This is a genomic window from Serratia sp. HNCC26DJ206, assembly GCF_057180605.1.
In genome coordinates this window covers 60,346-74,896 of record NZ_JBXUGP010000002.1, presented here as the reverse complement: position 1 = coordinate 74,896, position 14,551 = coordinate 60,346, and the positions used below count along the sequence as shown (strand labels likewise).

Genomic DNA, 14,551 nt, shown 5'->3' with positions numbered 1-14,551 from the left:
GTCCTTCTCCTTAACCTAACATCAAGGCCAGACGCGTTGCGACTTCGCTTTGCGCCAGCGTTTCTTGTTCACCACTGCGCAGGTCTTTAACCACCACCTGCTGTGCCGCAACTTCATTTTCGCCCAGGATCAGGGCAATGCGAGCGCCCCATTTGTCTGCCCGGGTGATCTGCTTCTTAAAGTTACCGCCACCATAGTTGGTCATTAATTTAATCTGCGGTGCTGCATCACGCACGCTTTCTGCCAGTTGCATCGCGGCACTCTGCGCGCCTGCACCGGAAGAGATAACATAAACATCAATGGTAGCCGGCGCTTTGAAGTCTGGATTGACGGCCTGAACCAGCAACACCAGACGCTCCAGCCCCATGGCAAAACCCACGGCAGGAGTAGCACGCCCGCCCAGTTGCTCAACCAGGCCGTCGTAACGGCCACCGGCACACACAGTGCCCTGCGCGCCGAGACTGGTGGTCACCCACTCAAATACCGTGCGGTTGTAATAATCCAGACCACGAACCAGACGTTCGTTGACGGTATATGGGATACCTGCCAGCGTCAAAAGTTCACATAAGCCATTGAAGTGCTCTTTGGATTCTTCATCAAGATGCTCAGAAAGGCGCGGCGCATCGTTCAGCAGGACCTGCACTTCGGGATTTTTGGAGTCCAATACGCGCAGTGGGTTGCTGTACATGCGGCGTTTGCAGTCTTCGTCCAGCTTTTCCTGATGCTGTTCCAGGAAGGCGACCAGCGCATCACGGTAATTGGCACGCGCTTCCAACGAACCAATTGAGTTCAGTTCCAGTTGGACATGCTCGGCAATACCCAAGGCTCTCCACCAGCGGGCGCTAAGCAGGATGAGCTCGGCATCAATATCCGGCCCCTGCAGGCCAAAGACTTCGGCCCCTAACTGATGAAACTGGCGATAGCGGCCTTTTTGTGGGCGCTCATAGCGGAACATCGGGCCGATGTACCACAGACGCTGCTCTTGATTGTACAGCAGACCATGTTCGATACCGGCGCGCACGCAGCCAGCCGTCCCTTCCGGGCGCAGCGTCAGGCTTTCGCCGTTGCGATCGTCAAAGGTATACATCTCTTTTTCTACGACATCGGTCACTTCACCAATGGCGCGTTTAAATAACGGGGTCTGCTCTACAATCGGCAAGCGGATTTCGCTATAACCGTAGCCGCTCAGCACCTGTTTAAGAGTGCCTTCAATTCGCTGCCATAATGCCGTGTCTTCCGGCAGGTAATCGTTCATGCCGCGAATGGCTTGAATGTTTTTTGCCACGTGAGTTCTCTGTCCGTTTTATATAAAAATGAACCCGATTATAGGGACTTTGCCACCCACGGTTCAATGTGGATACGCTTTTAAGCCCACAGGGCTCATCAAAAAGCGGGCCTAAATGCCCGCTACACCGACTTTATTGCTTACTTTTCCAGCAAATTGACCGCAATGCGCTTGGATTGATCCAGCATCGCTGCTTTGGCGCGAATCTTCGCCTCCAGTTGGTCAATCATCTGCTCGTTGTCAAAACGCTCTTTCTGACGCACGCCGTCTTCATAAAAACCGCTCTTATTATGCCCGCCGGTCACGCCTAAGGTAGACACCAGCGCTTCCCCCGGCCCGTTCACCACGCAACCGATAATGGAAACATCCATCGGCGTGATGATATCTTCCAGGCGCTGTTCCAGCGCGTTGACGGTACCAATCACGTCAAACTCCTGACGTGAACAGGTTGGGCAAGCGATAAAATTGATACCGCGTGCGCGGATGCGCAGCGACTTCAGGATATCAAAACCGACTTTCACTTCTTCTATCGGATCGGCGGCCAGCGAGATACGCAAGGTATCGCCAATGCCTTCCGACAGCAGCATGCCCAGGCCAATCGCCGACTTCACGGAACCGCTGCGAGCGCCACCGGCTTCGGTAATGCCCAGATGCAACGGTTGGTCAATACGGGAGGCTAACAAACGATAAGATTGCACCGCCAGGAAGACGTCAGACGCCTTTACGCTCACCTTAAACTGATCAAAGTTCAGACGATCGAGGATATCGACGTGGCGCATTGCCGATTCCAGCAGTGCTTCCGGCGTAGGTTCGCCGTACTTTTCCTGAATATCTTTTTCCAGCGAACCGCCGTTGACACCAATGCGGATGGGGATATTTTTGTCGCGCGCGCAGTCAACCACCGAGCGGATACGGGATTCGTTACCAATGTTGCCAGGGTTGATGCGCAGGCAGTCAACGCCGTATTCGGCAACCTGCAACGCGATGCGGTAATCGAAATGAATATCGGCCACCAGCGGCACGTTAACCTGCTGCTTGATCAGCCGGAATGCTTCAGCGGCGTCCATGGTGGGAACGGAAACGCGGACGATGTCGACACCGACACGCTCCAACGCTTTGATTTGATTCACCGTCGCTGCAACATCGGTGGTGCGCGTGTTGGTCATCGACTGCACGGCAATCGGTGCGCCATCGCCAATAGGCACCTTGCCGACGTAAATACGTGTTGATTTGCGGCGGTTAATGGGTGCTTGGTTATGCATCACTTACTCTCCATTGTTGCTCTGACGTAACGACAATGGCCGCGCAATTACTGCGCGGCAACAGTCAGACGAGCAACACGGTTTGACTTAACAAACCGGCTTAAATCGACCGGCTTACCTTGATATTGAATCTGTACTGCGGCCGGTGCGCCAATGGTCAGTTTATACGGCGCGGTTCCAGCCAGGTTCAATCGGGTTCCCCCTTTCTGGATACCGCTGAACAAGCTTTTGCCCGTGGCATCCGTCACCTGCAACCAGCAGTCGGCGGAGAAATCCATCACCAATCCATTAGTCTCGTCAGCAGGTGCACCAACGGCAGCTTCACCAGTCGGTAACTGAGCCTGCGCAACAGGAGCCACCGGTGTGGCTGTCGGTATAGTCGCCTGACTTGGCGCTACAACAAGCTGCGGAGCCGTTTGTGCCGCTGTAGCGGCCGGGGTCTGCTCAGGAGCAGGAGCAACTGCCGCATTATTGGTTACCGGAACTGTGCTATTTTCTGGCGCACTTCCGTTATCAACCTCAGAAGCAGCACCATCGTTAAAGGGAACTGGTTCACCATCATTATTGTGCTGGGAAAGCTGGGCCGATGATTGGTCAGCCATGGTCGCAATCTCTTCCTGCTGCGCCTTGTGGTTTTGCCACCACCAGGCACCGGTCAGGCCAACGACTACAAACACGATCAACCAGGTAAAGCTCATCAACCAGCCATCACGCTTTTTACGGCGTTTGCCCAGCGAGAAGCTCTGCATCTGAGCCACTTTGGCCACTCTGGCAGGTGCCTGTTTTGCCAACATCGGCAACAGTTCATCTTCTGGTACATGTACTAGCTTGGCGTAGGAACGGATATAACCGCGCACGAAGGTCGAAGCCAGATCGGCAGAAAGCGTGTCACTTTCGATCTCGCGCACGGTAGACATTTTGAGACACAGGCGCTCTGCAACGGCCTGTTGACTCAGCCCGAGCTGTTCACGGGCCTGACGCAGACGTTGACCTGTCGTCATAGATACGGTTTTATCTTGGGAGTCTTCAGTATTCATTAGCTAAGAACTGCTGGTACTGTTTGGATTGTGGAAAACTTCGCGCTAACTGCTTGCCATAACGTTGAACGCTATCCTGACGGCCTGCTAACGCGGCGAAACGAATCTGTAACCATAAACTGTCGGCACTGGCCGGCAGAACATGTTGATAACTATCCAATAAAAGTTGCGACTGCGCGCGTTTCCCTTCTCCAAATTGCTTTTCTGCCTCCACTAACAGTGGAGCGCCCTTGTCCGGATCAATCTTCAGCGCCCGCGACAACAACTTGCGTGCCTCATCGTTTTGCCCGGCTTTGAGGAAACAGTAACCTGCATTTTCCAGACTGTCGGCAACCTGGCCGTAATCTTGCGCCAGTGCCGCAGCGCTAAACTGCTGTTGGGCCGGTACATACTGCCCTAAACTACAGAGAAACGCACCGTAATTATTCAGAACAGTGCCATTGGCAGGCGCAAGTTTGAGCGCTTGCTGATAACGCTGTTCAGCGGCGGTGTTATCACCGATCCGCTGAAGGTAGAGTGCCATACCCAGTTGAGTACGATAATCCTGTGGAGCGGCGTCTGCTGCTTTTTCCAGATTCTGCTTCGCGGCCTGCATATCACCTTGATTGAGATATTCCAGACCCAGTTGCAAACGCGTTTGACCCGCCGCCGGTTCGTTTTTATCCGGCACCGAACTTGAGCAGCCCGCCAGCAAACCGGCTGCCAATAACACACCCCACAGTTTCAGCTTCATGCTTGCACTCATTCCTTATCTGATGTTACCCGATCGCCTGAAGGATTGCTGCTCACATAACAGGCTGTTAGATAACAAAAAAATCATGCTATAAGGTTCAGACCGCCCGTACGTTGATAGGTTCCCCGGCCATTCTCTTTTTCAGGGTACGCTTCGTACGATCGATCACTTCACCCGCCAACTGCCCACAGGCAGCATCTATGTCGTCGCCGCGGGTTTTACGAACAATAGTCGTAAAGCCGTACTCCATCAACACCTTGGAGAAACGGTCTACGCGACTGTTGGAACTGCGGCCATAAGGCGCACCAGGGAACGGGTTCCATGGGATCAGGTTGATCTTGCAAGGCGTATCTTTCAGCAGTTCCGCCAACTGATGCGCATCGTCGGTGCTGTCGTTGATGTGATCCAACATCACGTACTCAACGGTGACGCGCCCCTGATTGGCGTTGGATTTATCCAGGTAACGACGCACCGCAGCCAGGAAGGTTTCAATATTGTATTTACGGTTGATCGGCACGATCTCATCGCGGATCTTGTCGTTCGGTGCATGCAGCGAGATCGCCAGCGCGACGTCGATCATATCACCGAGTTTATCCAATGCAGGAACTACACCAGAAGTAGATAGCGTCACACGGCGTTTTGACAGGCCAAAACCAAAGTCATCCAACATGATTTCCATCGCAGGCACCACGTTGTTCAGGTTGAGCAACGGCTCTCCCATCCCCATCATCACCACGTTGGTGATTGGGCGCTGGCCGGTGACTTTCATCGCACCGAGGATTTTGGCCGCACGCCATACCTGGCCAATGATTTCCGACACGCGCAGGTTGCGGTTAAAGCCCTGCTGCGCGGTCGAACAGAATTTACACTCCAGCGCGCAACCCACCTGTGAAGAAACGCACAACGTGGCGCGATCGCCGTCCGGGATATACACGGTCTCAACCTGCTGATCGCCGACTTTGATCGCCCACTTGATAGTGCCATCCGTCGAACGCTGCTCTTCCGCTACTTCCGGCGCACGAATTTCAGCGACACTGTGCAGCTTATTGCGCAGAACCTTATTGATGTCGGTCATCTGCTCGAAATCGTCACAGCAGTAGTGGTACATCCACTTCATTACCTGATCGGCACGGAACGGTTTCTCCCCCATATTGGCGAAAAACTCGCGCATTTGCTGACGGTTCAAATCCAGCAGGTTAATTTTGGCCGCAGCCGGTTGTTCCGTTTGAACGGCAGAATCAGTTAATGAATTATTTTCAGACGCGATGGGTTCTAACATAATGATCTCTTGGCCTCGTTGTTACACGTTATGGCTCGAAAGAATGGAAAGTAAGTGTGTCATTCAGGCCACAGAGAGAGGCGCTAAAAACACGCCCCAGATAAGGTGGCTTACCTGGGGCGCGGCATTGTACAAATTTTGGTAGCAGGTTTCCACGCTTGAACGGCTTTCACGGCATTTTTATTGTATCTACCGGTAAATAGCCTGCTTCAGCAGCAAAACAGCCGCCATTAACGTGGGCAGATTTCGCTTTCGTTGAAGAAGTAGGCGATTTCACGCTGGGCAGATTCTACTGCGTCAGAACCGTGCACCGCGTTAGCGGTGAAGCTGTCGGCATAATCAGCACGCAGGGTACCAGCCAGCGCGTTGTCTGGGTTGGTTGCGCCCATGATGTCACGGTTACGCTGTACGGCGTTTTCTGCTTCCAACACCTGAACCACGATCGGGCCAGAGGTCATGAATTCAACCAGACCGTCGAAGAAAGGACGGCCTTTGTGCTCGGCGTAGAAGCCTTCGGCTTGTTCGCGAGTCAGGCGCAGCATTTTGGAAGCAATGATTTTGAAACCCGCGCGCTCGAAACGAGCATAGATTGCGCCGATGTCATTGTTAGCTACTGCGTTTGGTTTAATGATGGAAAAGGTACGTTCTACGGTCATGGTGGCCTCTATATGATCCAAAACAGGCCGGACGAAAATTGGGGTGCCGGCCTTCTCAAGTGGCGCAGATTATATGTGTGCCGTTAACGCTTGCCTACGGGAAAATCAACATTTCATTAAAAAAAATCTCTCAATTCCCCATGTTCTGTGACGGAGCTTCTTACCTCGGCCAACGATCTCCCCAAGGGGATGCTTATTGCGTTGTATCCGTCGAAGGAATGAGATTACGCAACCAACTGCCCCAGCGGCGCTGATAGAACGGCTGCGTATGGGTAATCAGATAGTGGCTGACGCCACGCTCCTTTTCAGATACCAGGCAAAAATCGACCGGATCGTCATTCGGGGCGGTGGCGCTGGCCACGCTGCCCGCTTCATTGATCAGGGCGTCGATCTCAGCCGGTTCTCCATCCACTTCCAGGCCGATCAACAGATTAGGTTTTTCATCCACCGCCCGATCGTGCATCAGCGCCAGAAACGCGCGGCGTACCGGTTTACGTTGGCTAAACAACGTAGTTAACGCATCCACCATCGCCGAAGGATAGGTTTCAGGCTGGCCCAGCAGGATTTGGCTGTCTTTATCGACGTAGTGCTCCGCCGGTTTCACTACCCCGCCGGTGGCTAACAGCATGGCGATCTCATCCGGGAAAAACTCTTTACCGTATTCCGCTTTCGGGTTGAGGAACAGCTCAGCGCCCTGAGTGATTTCAAACAGCACGCGTGCTGGCATGGCGATAAAGGGTTGTTCATCTTCCACCGCTTTTTGCAGCGTTGCCAGCGAAGAGAAGAACGGCACAACGCTGCTGCCACCCTGCTTTTCCCAATGCTGAATATTCACCGGGGTCTCGGCATTCAGCATGATGTCACCTTGCTGTTGCACCTGCTCGCTGTCGCCCAGAATGTAAACCGTCGAATCCAGCAACACGCGGAAAAATGCCGGGCGATGTGCCGGTTCCGATACCGCCAGTTTCAGAAGGCGCTCAAGTTCATTTTCGCCCGCAACGGCATCGTCATCATGATGGTGGGAACTCATTGCTTACTCCAATGTATTAAGGGTTCAGCATGCTGAACCCTTAGGGAAAACGTCATTTTAAAACCAGGCAATTATTTGGCTTTACTCAGCAGCAGATTAGCCAGCGTGCGCACGCCCAGGCCGGTGGCACCGGCAGACCACTGCTCGACAGCACCTTTGCGGTAGGTGGCGGAGCAATCAATATGCAACCAACCTTTCTGGTAATTTTTCACGAAGTGCGACAGGAAGGCCGCTGCGGTACTGGCCCCCGCGCTATGCGCCGCACCGGCTACGTTGTTCAATTCAGCAAAGTTCGATGGCAACTGGCTGCGGTGGAACTCCGCCAACGGCAAGCGCCAGAAGGGTTCATGCTCATCGTCAGCGCTGGCCAGCAGTTCCTGCGCCAAAGCATCATCAAAACTGAACAGGGCGTGATAATCATTACCCAGTGCCGTTTTTGCCGCACCGGTCAAGGTAGCGCAATCGATAATCAGTTCTGGGTTCTGCGCACTGGCGTCGATCAGACCATCGGCCAGCACCAACCGCCCTTCGGCATCGGTATTCATCACTTCAACGGTTTTGCCATTGCGGTAGCGGATAATATCACCCAGCTTAAACGCGTTGCCACTGACCATGTTATCTGCACAGCACAGGAACAGTTTCACTCGCTGTTTCAGGCCACGAGCCGCCGCCAACGCCAGCGCACCGGTGATCGTCGCCGCACCACCCATATCGGATTTCATCGAATCCATAAATGCGCTTTGCTTCAGGCTGTAACCACCGGAATCAAAAGTAATACCTTTGCCTACCAGGCAGGCAAACACCGGGGCATCCGGATTGCCGGTCGGGTTGAAATCCAGCGCCAGCAGCACCGGCGAACGATCGGAACCGCGGCCAACGGTGTGGATACCAGCATAGTTTTGTTCGCGCAGATCTTCGCCCTTGGTGATGCGGTAATTGACCGCAGCGCCGCCAACGTCACACATCAGGTCAACTGCGCGAGTCGCCAATTGCTCTGGCCCGAGTTCTTCTGCTGGCAGATTGATGGTGTCACGCACCCAGTCGACGATCTTCAAGCGTTGATCCAGCTCGTTACGCTCTGCTGCTGGCAATTCAGCCCATTCAACGCTGCGCTGGCCTTTTGGCCCACGGAATCCTTGCCAGAAGGCCCAGCTTTGTTCCAGGCCCCAGCCCTCACCGGCCAGTTTCACTTTCTTGATGCCCTGGCCGTCAATCTTGCGCGCGGCACGCTGGATCGCGCCCAACTTGCCATTACCGATCAGATGGATAGTCATGCCGTCGTTGTTGGTACTCAGCAGTGCTTTTTCACCCCAGCGCGCATCGGCGGCGTCGTGGGACAGCGTGATCTGCATGATTTCAGTTGTCATAGCCTTACTCCAGTCCGGATTATTCTTTTATTAATCGTATTGGATACAATATAAACGGGCCACCAATGGCAGCCCGTTACGCTATTTATTCCGCTTCATCTAACCAGACCAGCAGGATCGCTTCCAGTATTTTTTCGTTGGAAGCCTGTGGGTCATCATCGAATTCTTCCAGATCGCAGATCCATTGGTGCATATCGGTAAAACGCACGGTTTTCGGATCGGTGTCCGGGTATTGATCGTACAGGGCTTCGCCGATTTCGCGGCTGTCGGTCCACTTTAGTCCCATGATTATCTCCAGCAGTACATTGTGCCTCATTTTACCCAATGGATTTCAAGTTGCAGCTAGGCGACAAACTCGTGAATCCCCAGGAGCTTACTTGAGTAAGTGACTGGGGTGAGCGAGTGCAGTCAACAACGCTGCGGCTTGAAAGACGAAGGGTAAATTAGTGCTCACGCGCGTGGTTGACGGTATAGCGCGGCATCTCGACCACCAGATCTTCATCGGTGACGCGCGCCTGGCAACTCAAGCGACTTTCTGGCTCCAGCCCCCAGGCTTTGTCCAGCATGTCATCTTCCAGCTCGCTACTTTCGGCCAGTGAATCAAACCCTTCACGCACGATACAGTGGCAGGTGGTGCAGGCACAGGATTTCTCGCAGGCGTGTTCGATTTCAATTCCGTTACGCAGCGCAACGTCGAGGATGGTTTCCCCTTTCTCCGCTTCCAGTACTGCTCCCTCTGGGCATAAATCTTGATGGGGCAGGAAAACAATTTTTGGCATGGTTAAACCTCATCCACAGAATGGCCAGCCAGCGCGCGGCGAATGGAGGCATCCATGCGGCGCGCGGCAAAATCTTGGGTTGTCGCATCAACGACTTTTATGGCGGCTTCGATCGCCGCAGGATCGGTGCCCTGCATCGTCTGCTGTAGGTTTTCTACCGCAGTATTGATCGCCTGACTTTCTTCATCGCTCAGCAGCGCAGCATCGCTCGCCAAAGCCCCTTGCAGACTTTCCAGCACGCGTGAAGCATCAACCCGCTGTTCAGCCAGCATGCGCGCACCGATATCGCCTTGTGCGTTAGCCATGGAGTCTTTGATCATGTCGGCAATTTCGGCATCAGAAAGCCCATAAGAAGGCTTCACCTGAATAGAGGCTTCAACGCCGGTAGATTTTTCCATCGCCGTCACGCTCAGCAGGCCATCGGCATCTACCTGAAAGGTGACACGAATATGCGCCCCGCCCGCAGGCAACGGCGGCAGGCCACGCAGCGTGAAGCGTGCTAACGAGCGGCAATCCGGCACCAGTTCACGCTCCCCTTGCAGCACGTGGATCATCATCGCATTCTGGCCGTCTTTAAAGGTAGTGAACTCTTGCGCACGCGCCACGGGAATGGTGGTGTTACGCGGGATCACTTTCTCAACCAGGCCGCCCATGGTTTCCAGGCCCAGCGACAGCGGGATCACATCCAGCAACAGCATTTCGCTGTCCGGCTTATTGCCCACCAGAATATCCGCCTGGATCGCAGCGCCAATGGCGACCACTTTATCGGGATCGATAGAAGTTAGCGGTGTACGGCCAAAGAACTCGCCCACTTGCTCACGCACCAGCGGCACGCGGGTAGAACCGCCAACCATCACCACTTCCAGCACCTCGTCGGCACTAACGGCAGCATCTTTCAGCGTGCGGCGGCAGGCCAGCAGGGTGCGTTTTACCAAGGCAGCGATCAGTGATTCGAATTGTTCACGGGTCACTTCGCCTTGCCAGCCAGCAACCTCAACCTGGGTGCTTAACGCATCGCTCAGGGCGATTTTGGTAGCGATCGCCGCATCCAGCAGTTGGCGCTGCACGCCGTGGTCGCTACGGTCGGCCACACCGGCTTGCTCACGCAACCAGTCGGCCAGCAGATGATCGAAATCATCGCCACCCAGCGCGGAATCACCACCGGTAGCCAGCACTTCAAACACCCCACGGCTGAGGCGCAGAATGGAAATATCAAAGGTGCCACCACCCAGATCGTAAACGGCAATCACCCCTTCCTGGCCCGAGTCTAACCCGTAGGCGATCGCCGCGGCGGTGGGCTCATTCAGCAGGCGCAACACGTGCAGACCAGCCAGACGCGCGGCGTCTTTGGTGCCCTGGCGCTGTGCATCGTCGAAATAAGCCGGAACGGTGATCACCACACCATCGAGTTCGCCTTCTAATGCAGCGGTGGCCCGTGCAGAAAGTGCCTTGAGGATATCGGCAGACACCCCGACCGGATTAACCAGGCCAGCGGCCGTCGCCATCATCGGCAAGCCATTATCACTGGACTGAAACTGATACGGCAGGTTTGGGTAGCGTTGCTGCACATCGGCCAGAGAACGGCCCATCATGCGTTTGACCGAACTGATGGTATTAGCCGGATCTTGTGCTGCTTGCGCGCGTGCGGCCCAACCTACGTGATGCTCTTCGGCCTGATAATGCACGACCGAAGGCAGCAGCTCTCGCCCCTGCTCGTCGGCCAGCGTTTCCGCCTGCCCGCTGCGCACGGTAGCAACCAGCGAATTGGTGGTGCCTAAATCGATCCCGGCAGCCAGACGGCGCTGGTGTGGCGCGGCGCTGAGACCAGGTTCACTAATTTGTAATAAGGCCATGTTAGGGCTTCCACAATCAGAATGTATTACTCAAAACCCAGCAATTTTTCTTCGAGTTGTTCAACTTGCTGCTGAAGTTTGTCCAAAAAACGTAATTTACGCACGGTGTCCGCGGCTTGCGGCCACTGCTGACTATCCAGTTCCTGCACCATCTGAGCACTACGCTGCTTAAATGTATTGTTCAGGCGCGCAGCAAAAGCGGCAAGCGCGCTTTCTGCATCGGGCTTGCGCTCAATGGCATCCAGCTCTTCACGCAGTTCCAACTGTTCCATCAGGAACGCGGTGTCACGCATCGTGTGTTGCTCGTTGCGCAAGTCAAAACCGTGCAAAGATAACATATACTCCGCGCGTTTTAACGGGTGCTTCAGCGACTGATAGGCTTCATTGATAGTGGCTGCCTGCTGCAACGCCATCAGGCGTTCACGTTCAGGCTGGAGAGCATGGCGATCGGGGTGAAATTGGCGCTGTAAATCCTGATAGCGCGAGGTAAGCAAGCTGCCGTCCACGTTATAGCGAACCGGTAGCCCGAATAAAGTAAAGTAATCCATAGCGTGCTCTGGGCGTTATCGTGATGGTTAAGGTTCCCCCGCGTATTGCGGGGGAGCACGATGGACTGTCAGACGTTAAAACTTTCGCCGCAGCCACACTCGCTTGAGACGTTCGGGTTGTTGAACTTGAAGCCTTCGTTCAGGCCTTCCTTAACGAAATCAAGTTCCGTGCCATCAAGGTAGACCAGGCTCTTGCCATCAATGATCACCTTGACGCCTTTGTCTTCAAAAACGATGTCGTCATCGTTCGTTTCATCAACAAATTCGAGCACATACGCCATCCCGGAACAGCCAGAAGTTCGCACTCCCAGACGCAAGCCAAGACCTTTGCCGCGGTGATTCAAAAACGCCTGAACACGCTGTGCAGCGCTGTCGCTCATAGTAATCGACATAACAACCTCACACTCAATATACCCTTTATCTTTCACTCTACGGCGCAGTTGGCAGTGGCTGAAAATCTATCGGGTATCACTGAAAAAATTACTTGGCGCTGTGTTTGCTTTTATAGTCGGCAATAGCTGCTTTAATGGCGTCTTCGGCCAGAATCGAGCAGTGAATTTTAACCGGCGGCAATTCCAGCTCTTCGGCGATCTGGGTATTTTTGATCGCTTCAGCCTGATCAAGCGACTTACCTTTCATCCATTCGGTGACCAACGAGCTGGACGCAATAGCAGAACCACAACCGTAGGTCTTGAAGCGGGCATCTTCGATAATCCCTTCATTGTTGACCTTGATTTGCAGCTTCATCACGTCGCCACAGGCCGGTGCCCCTACCATGCCGCTGCCAACGGTAGGATCTTCGTTATCAAAAGATCCTACGTTGCGTGGGTTTTCGTAGTGATCGATTACTTTTTCGCTATAAGCCATGATGTTGCTCCTGAATCCTGAGAATTAATGATGTGCCCATTCGATGCTGCTGATATCCACACCCTGCTTGAACATTTCCCACAGTGGAGAAAGGTCGCGCAGACGGCCGATGGATTTGCGCACCAGCGAAATGGTGTAATCGATCTCTTCTTCCGTGGTAAAACGCCCCAGGGAGAAACGGATCGAGCTGTGCGCTAACTCATCACTCATCCCCAATGCACGCAGTACATAGGAAGGTTCAAGGCTGGCAGAGGTACAGGCAGAACCTGAAGAAACCGCCAGATCTTTCAACGCCATGATCAGCGACTCACCTTCAACATAGTTGAAGCTGACGTTGAGAATGTTCGGAGCACCGTGCTCCAGATCGCCGTTCAGATACACTTCTTCCATATCTTTCACGCCGTTCCACAGACGATCGCGCAAGGTACGCAAGCGCGCCATTTCGCTCGCCATTTCTTCTTTGGCAATGCGATAGGCTTCGCCCATGCCGACGATCTGGTGAACCGGCAAAGTACCGGAACGCATACCGCGCTCATGGCCGCCACCGTGGATCTGGGCTTCGATACGGATACGCGGCTTACGACGCACGTACATCGCACCGATGCCTTTCGGGCCATAAATCTTGTGGGCAGAGAAAGACATCAGATCGACTTTCAATTTGCTCAGGTCGATCGGCAATTTGCCCACGCTCTGAGTGGCATCCACATGGTAGATGATACCGCGTGCACGGCACATTTCGCCGATCGCTTCGATATCCTGCACCACGCCGATTTCATTATTCACATGCATGATAGAAACCAGAATGGTGTCTTCGCGCATGGCGGCTTCGAGTTCTTTGAGGTCGATAATCCCGTTGCTCTGCGGCGCCAGGTAGGTGACTTCAAAGCCTTCGCGCTCAAGCTGGCGACAGGTGTCCAGCACGGCTTTATGTTCGGTTTTGCTGGTGATGACGTGCTTGCCTTTCTTCTGATAGAAATTGGCTGCGCCTTTAATCGCCAGGTTGTCAGATTCAGTGGCCCCAGAAGTGAACACGATTTCACGTGGGTCCGCGCCAACCAGTTCGGCGATCTGGTTGCGGGCGATATCGACCGCTTCTTCCGCCTGCCACCCGAAACGGTGGGAACGGGAAGCCGGGTTGCCGAAAGTACCGTCCAGGGTCAAAAACTGCATCATCCTCTCGGCGACACGTGGATCGACCGGAGTCGTTGCCGAGTAGTCCAGATAAATCGGTAATTTCATTGCTCTAGTGCTCCGTACATCACTTCCAAAAACGAATAAATTTATCGCCAGCTGCTTATGCGCGCAGATTAACGTTGATCGTTTCTTGCGCTCGGCCATTGGCCGTGCGGCGCGTATCGTTATTTTGACGATCCGCCACGTCCAGCACTTCCTGGTTGTTGACCAGTTCAGCCAGCGTAATGTTATTCAGGAACCCGCTGATGCGCTCGCTCAGATCGCGCCACAGGGTATGGGTCAGACAACGATCGCCGCCCTGGCAGCCTTCTTTGCCTTGGCAACGGGTAGCATCTACCGACTCGTCGACGGCCGAGATCACCGCACCTACCGCGATCTCACCCGCGTTTTTGCCCAGCAGATAACCACCACCCGGCCCACGCACGCTGGCCACCAGGCCATTCTTGCGCAGACGGGAGAATAATTGTTCCAGATAAGAGAGCGAGATACCCTGGCGTTCAGAAATATCCGCCAATGGTACCGGCCCTTCCTGGGAATGCAATGCTACGTCGAGCATAGCAGTTACGGCATAACGGCCTTTGGATGTCAGTCTCATAGCTAAATGGTTACCTGTTGGTCAAACATGGCCGAAAGTTTGACATTCCCGAGTAATACAGTCAAC

At 54.1% G+C, this 14,551-nt stretch carries 16 protein-coding genes; all 16 read right to left on the bottom strand.

Going from position 1 to position 14,551, the window contains the following annotated elements; translation table 11 throughout:
• Positions 1-10 precede the first annotated feature (10 nt).
• Positions 11-1,285: a histidine--tRNA ligase gene (hisS, locus tag AC2A1E_RS01760; RefSeq protein WP_484382285.1), complete on the bottom strand. Its 1,275-nt coding sequence runs from the start codon at positions 1,283-1,285 to the stop codon at positions 11-13.
• A gap of 140 nt (positions 1,286-1,425) precedes the next feature.
• Positions 1,426-2,547 carry a flavodoxin-dependent (E)-4-hydroxy-3-methylbut-2-enyl-diphosphate synthase gene (ispG, locus tag AC2A1E_RS01755; protein WP_459401711.1) on the bottom strand — a complete coding sequence of 374 codons (1,122 nt, stop codon included), beginning with the start codon at positions 2,545-2,547 and terminating at the stop codon, positions 1,426-1,428.
• Between the two features lie 47 nt (positions 2,548-2,594).
• Positions 2,595-3,584 (bottom strand): cytoskeleton protein RodZ, encoded by a 990-nt coding sequence (rodZ, locus tag AC2A1E_RS01750; protein WP_484382284.1) that lies wholly within the window; start codon positions 3,582-3,584, stop codon positions 2,595-2,597.
• A complete protein-coding gene (pilW, locus tag AC2A1E_RS01745) occupies positions 3,574-4,317 on the bottom strand; it encodes a type IV pilus biogenesis/stability protein PilW (protein ID WP_484382283.1) in 744 nt (247 codons plus the stop codon). The genes rodZ and pilW overlap by 11 nt, the downstream gene beginning before the upstream one ends.
• 97 nt (positions 4,318-4,414) lie before the next feature.
• Positions 4,415-5,596 carry a dual-specificity RNA methyltransferase RlmN gene (rlmN, locus tag AC2A1E_RS01740; RefSeq protein ID WP_484382282.1) on the bottom strand — a complete coding sequence of 394 codons (1,182 nt, stop codon included), beginning with the start codon at positions 5,594-5,596 and terminating at the stop codon, positions 4,415-4,417.
• A gap of 230 nt (positions 5,597-5,826) precedes the next feature.
• Positions 5,827-6,252, bottom strand: coding sequence for a nucleoside-diphosphate kinase (gene ndk / locus AC2A1E_RS01735; protein ID WP_004952077.1), 426 nt, complete (start codon positions 6,250-6,252; stop codon positions 5,827-5,829).
• A 193-nt stretch (positions 6,253-6,445) separates the two neighbouring features.
• Positions 6,446-7,282 (bottom strand): enhanced serine sensitivity protein SseB, encoded by an 837-nt coding sequence (sseB, locus tag AC2A1E_RS01730; protein WP_484382281.1) that lies wholly within the window; start codon positions 7,280-7,282, stop codon positions 6,446-6,448.
• Positions 7,283-7,353: 71 nt separating this feature from the next.
• Positions 7,354-8,649, bottom strand: a complete 1,296-nt coding sequence (pepB, locus tag AC2A1E_RS01725) for an aminopeptidase PepB (protein WP_484382280.1) — start codon at positions 8,647-8,649, stop codon at positions 7,354-7,356.
• An 85-nt stretch (positions 8,650-8,734) separates the two neighbouring features.
• The gene (gene iscX / locus AC2A1E_RS01720; protein ID WP_006327336.1) at positions 8,735-8,935 is read right to left on the bottom strand and encodes a Fe-S cluster assembly protein IscX; all 201 of its coding nucleotides are present in this window, start codon (positions 8,933-8,935) and stop codon (positions 8,735-8,737) included.
• Between the two features lie 157 nt (positions 8,936-9,092).
• Positions 9,093-9,428 (bottom strand): ISC system 2Fe-2S type ferredoxin, encoded by a 336-nt coding sequence (gene fdx, locus AC2A1E_RS01715; protein ID WP_076942754.1) that lies wholly within the window; start codon positions 9,426-9,428, stop codon positions 9,093-9,095.
• A gap of 2 nt (positions 9,429-9,430) precedes the next feature.
• Entirely contained in the window at positions 9,431-11,281 is a 1,851-nt protein-coding gene (hscA, locus tag AC2A1E_RS01710) for a Fe-S protein assembly chaperone HscA (protein WP_484382279.1), read from the bottom strand.
• 26 nt (positions 11,282-11,307) lie between these two features.
• Entirely contained in the window at positions 11,308-11,829 is a 522-nt protein-coding gene (gene hscB, locus AC2A1E_RS01705; protein WP_459401702.1) for a co-chaperone HscB, read from the bottom strand.
• Positions 11,830-11,897: 68 nt separating this feature from the next.
• Positions 11,898-12,221, bottom strand: coding sequence for an iron-sulfur cluster assembly protein IscA (gene iscA, locus AC2A1E_RS01700; protein WP_024913153.1), 324 nt, complete (start codon positions 12,219-12,221; stop codon positions 11,898-11,900).
• Positions 12,222-12,309: 88 nt separating this feature from the next.
• Positions 12,310-12,696, bottom strand: coding sequence for a Fe-S cluster assembly scaffold IscU (iscU, locus tag AC2A1E_RS01695; protein ID WP_004952090.1), 387 nt, complete (start codon positions 12,694-12,696; stop codon positions 12,310-12,312).
• Between the two features lie 24 nt (positions 12,697-12,720).
• Positions 12,721-13,935 carry an IscS subfamily cysteine desulfurase gene (locus tag AC2A1E_RS01690; protein WP_484382278.1) on the bottom strand — a complete coding sequence of 405 codons (1,215 nt, stop codon included), beginning with the start codon at positions 13,933-13,935 and terminating at the stop codon, positions 12,721-12,723.
• A 55-nt stretch (positions 13,936-13,990) separates the two neighbouring features.
• Positions 13,991-14,485: a Fe-S cluster assembly transcriptional regulator IscR gene (gene iscR / locus AC2A1E_RS01685; RefSeq protein WP_459401700.1), complete on the bottom strand. Its 495-nt coding sequence runs from the start codon at positions 14,483-14,485 to the stop codon at positions 13,991-13,993.
• Between the last annotated feature and the right edge of the window lie 66 nt (positions 14,486-14,551).

Excerpts from the sequence above, each read along its gene's own strand:
- iscU (WP_004952090.1), bottom strand. The coding sequence starts at position 12,696 with ATGGCTTATAGCGAAAAAGTAATCGATCACTACGAAAACCCACGCAAC.
- AC2A1E_RS01690 (WP_484382278.1), bottom strand. The coding sequence starts at position 13,935 with ATGAAATTACCGATTTATCTGGACTACTCGGCAACGACTCCGGTCGAT.
- ndk (WP_004952077.1), bottom strand. The coding sequence starts at position 6,252 with ATGACCGTAGAACGTACCTTTTCCATCATTAAACCAAACGCAGTAGCT.
- hscB (WP_459401702.1), bottom strand. The coding sequence starts at position 11,829 with ATGGATTACTTTACTTTATTCGGGCTACCGGTTCGCTATAACGTGGAC.
- iscR (WP_459401700.1), bottom strand. The coding sequence starts at position 14,485 with ATGAGACTGACATCCAAAGGCCGTTATGCCGTAACTGCTATGCTCGAC.
- fdx (WP_076942754.1), bottom strand. The coding sequence starts at position 9,428 with ATGCCAAAAATTGTTTTCCTGCCCCATCAAGATTTATGCCCAGAGGGA.
- pepB (WP_484382280.1), bottom strand. The coding sequence starts at position 8,649 with ATGACAACTGAAATCATGCAGATCACGCTGTCCCACGACGCCGCCGAT.
- pilW (WP_484382283.1), bottom strand. The coding sequence starts at position 4,317 with ATGAAGCTGAAACTGTGGGGTGTGTTATTGGCAGCCGGTTTGCTGGCG.
- rodZ (WP_484382284.1), bottom strand. The coding sequence starts at position 3,584 with ATGAATACTGAAGACTCCCAAGATAAAACCGTATCTATGACGACAGGT.
- rlmN (WP_484382282.1), bottom strand. The coding sequence starts at position 5,596 with ATGTTAGAACCCATCGCGTCTGAAAATAATTCATTAACTGATTCTGCC.
- iscA (WP_024913153.1), bottom strand. The coding sequence starts at position 12,221 with ATGTCGATTACTATGAGCGACAGCGCTGCACAGCGTGTTCAGGCGTTT.
- ispG (WP_459401711.1), bottom strand. The coding sequence starts at position 2,547 with ATGCATAACCAAGCACCCATTAACCGCCGCAAATCAACACGTATTTAC.
- sseB (WP_484382281.1), bottom strand. The coding sequence starts at position 7,282 with ATGAGTTCCCACCATCATGATGACGATGCCGTTGCGGGCGAAAATGAA.
- hscA (WP_484382279.1), bottom strand. The coding sequence starts at position 11,281 with ATGGCCTTATTACAAATTAGTGAACCTGGTCTCAGCGCCGCGCCACAC.
- iscX (WP_006327336.1), bottom strand. The coding sequence starts at position 8,935 with ATGGGACTAAAGTGGACCGACAGCCGCGAAATCGGCGAAGCCCTGTAC.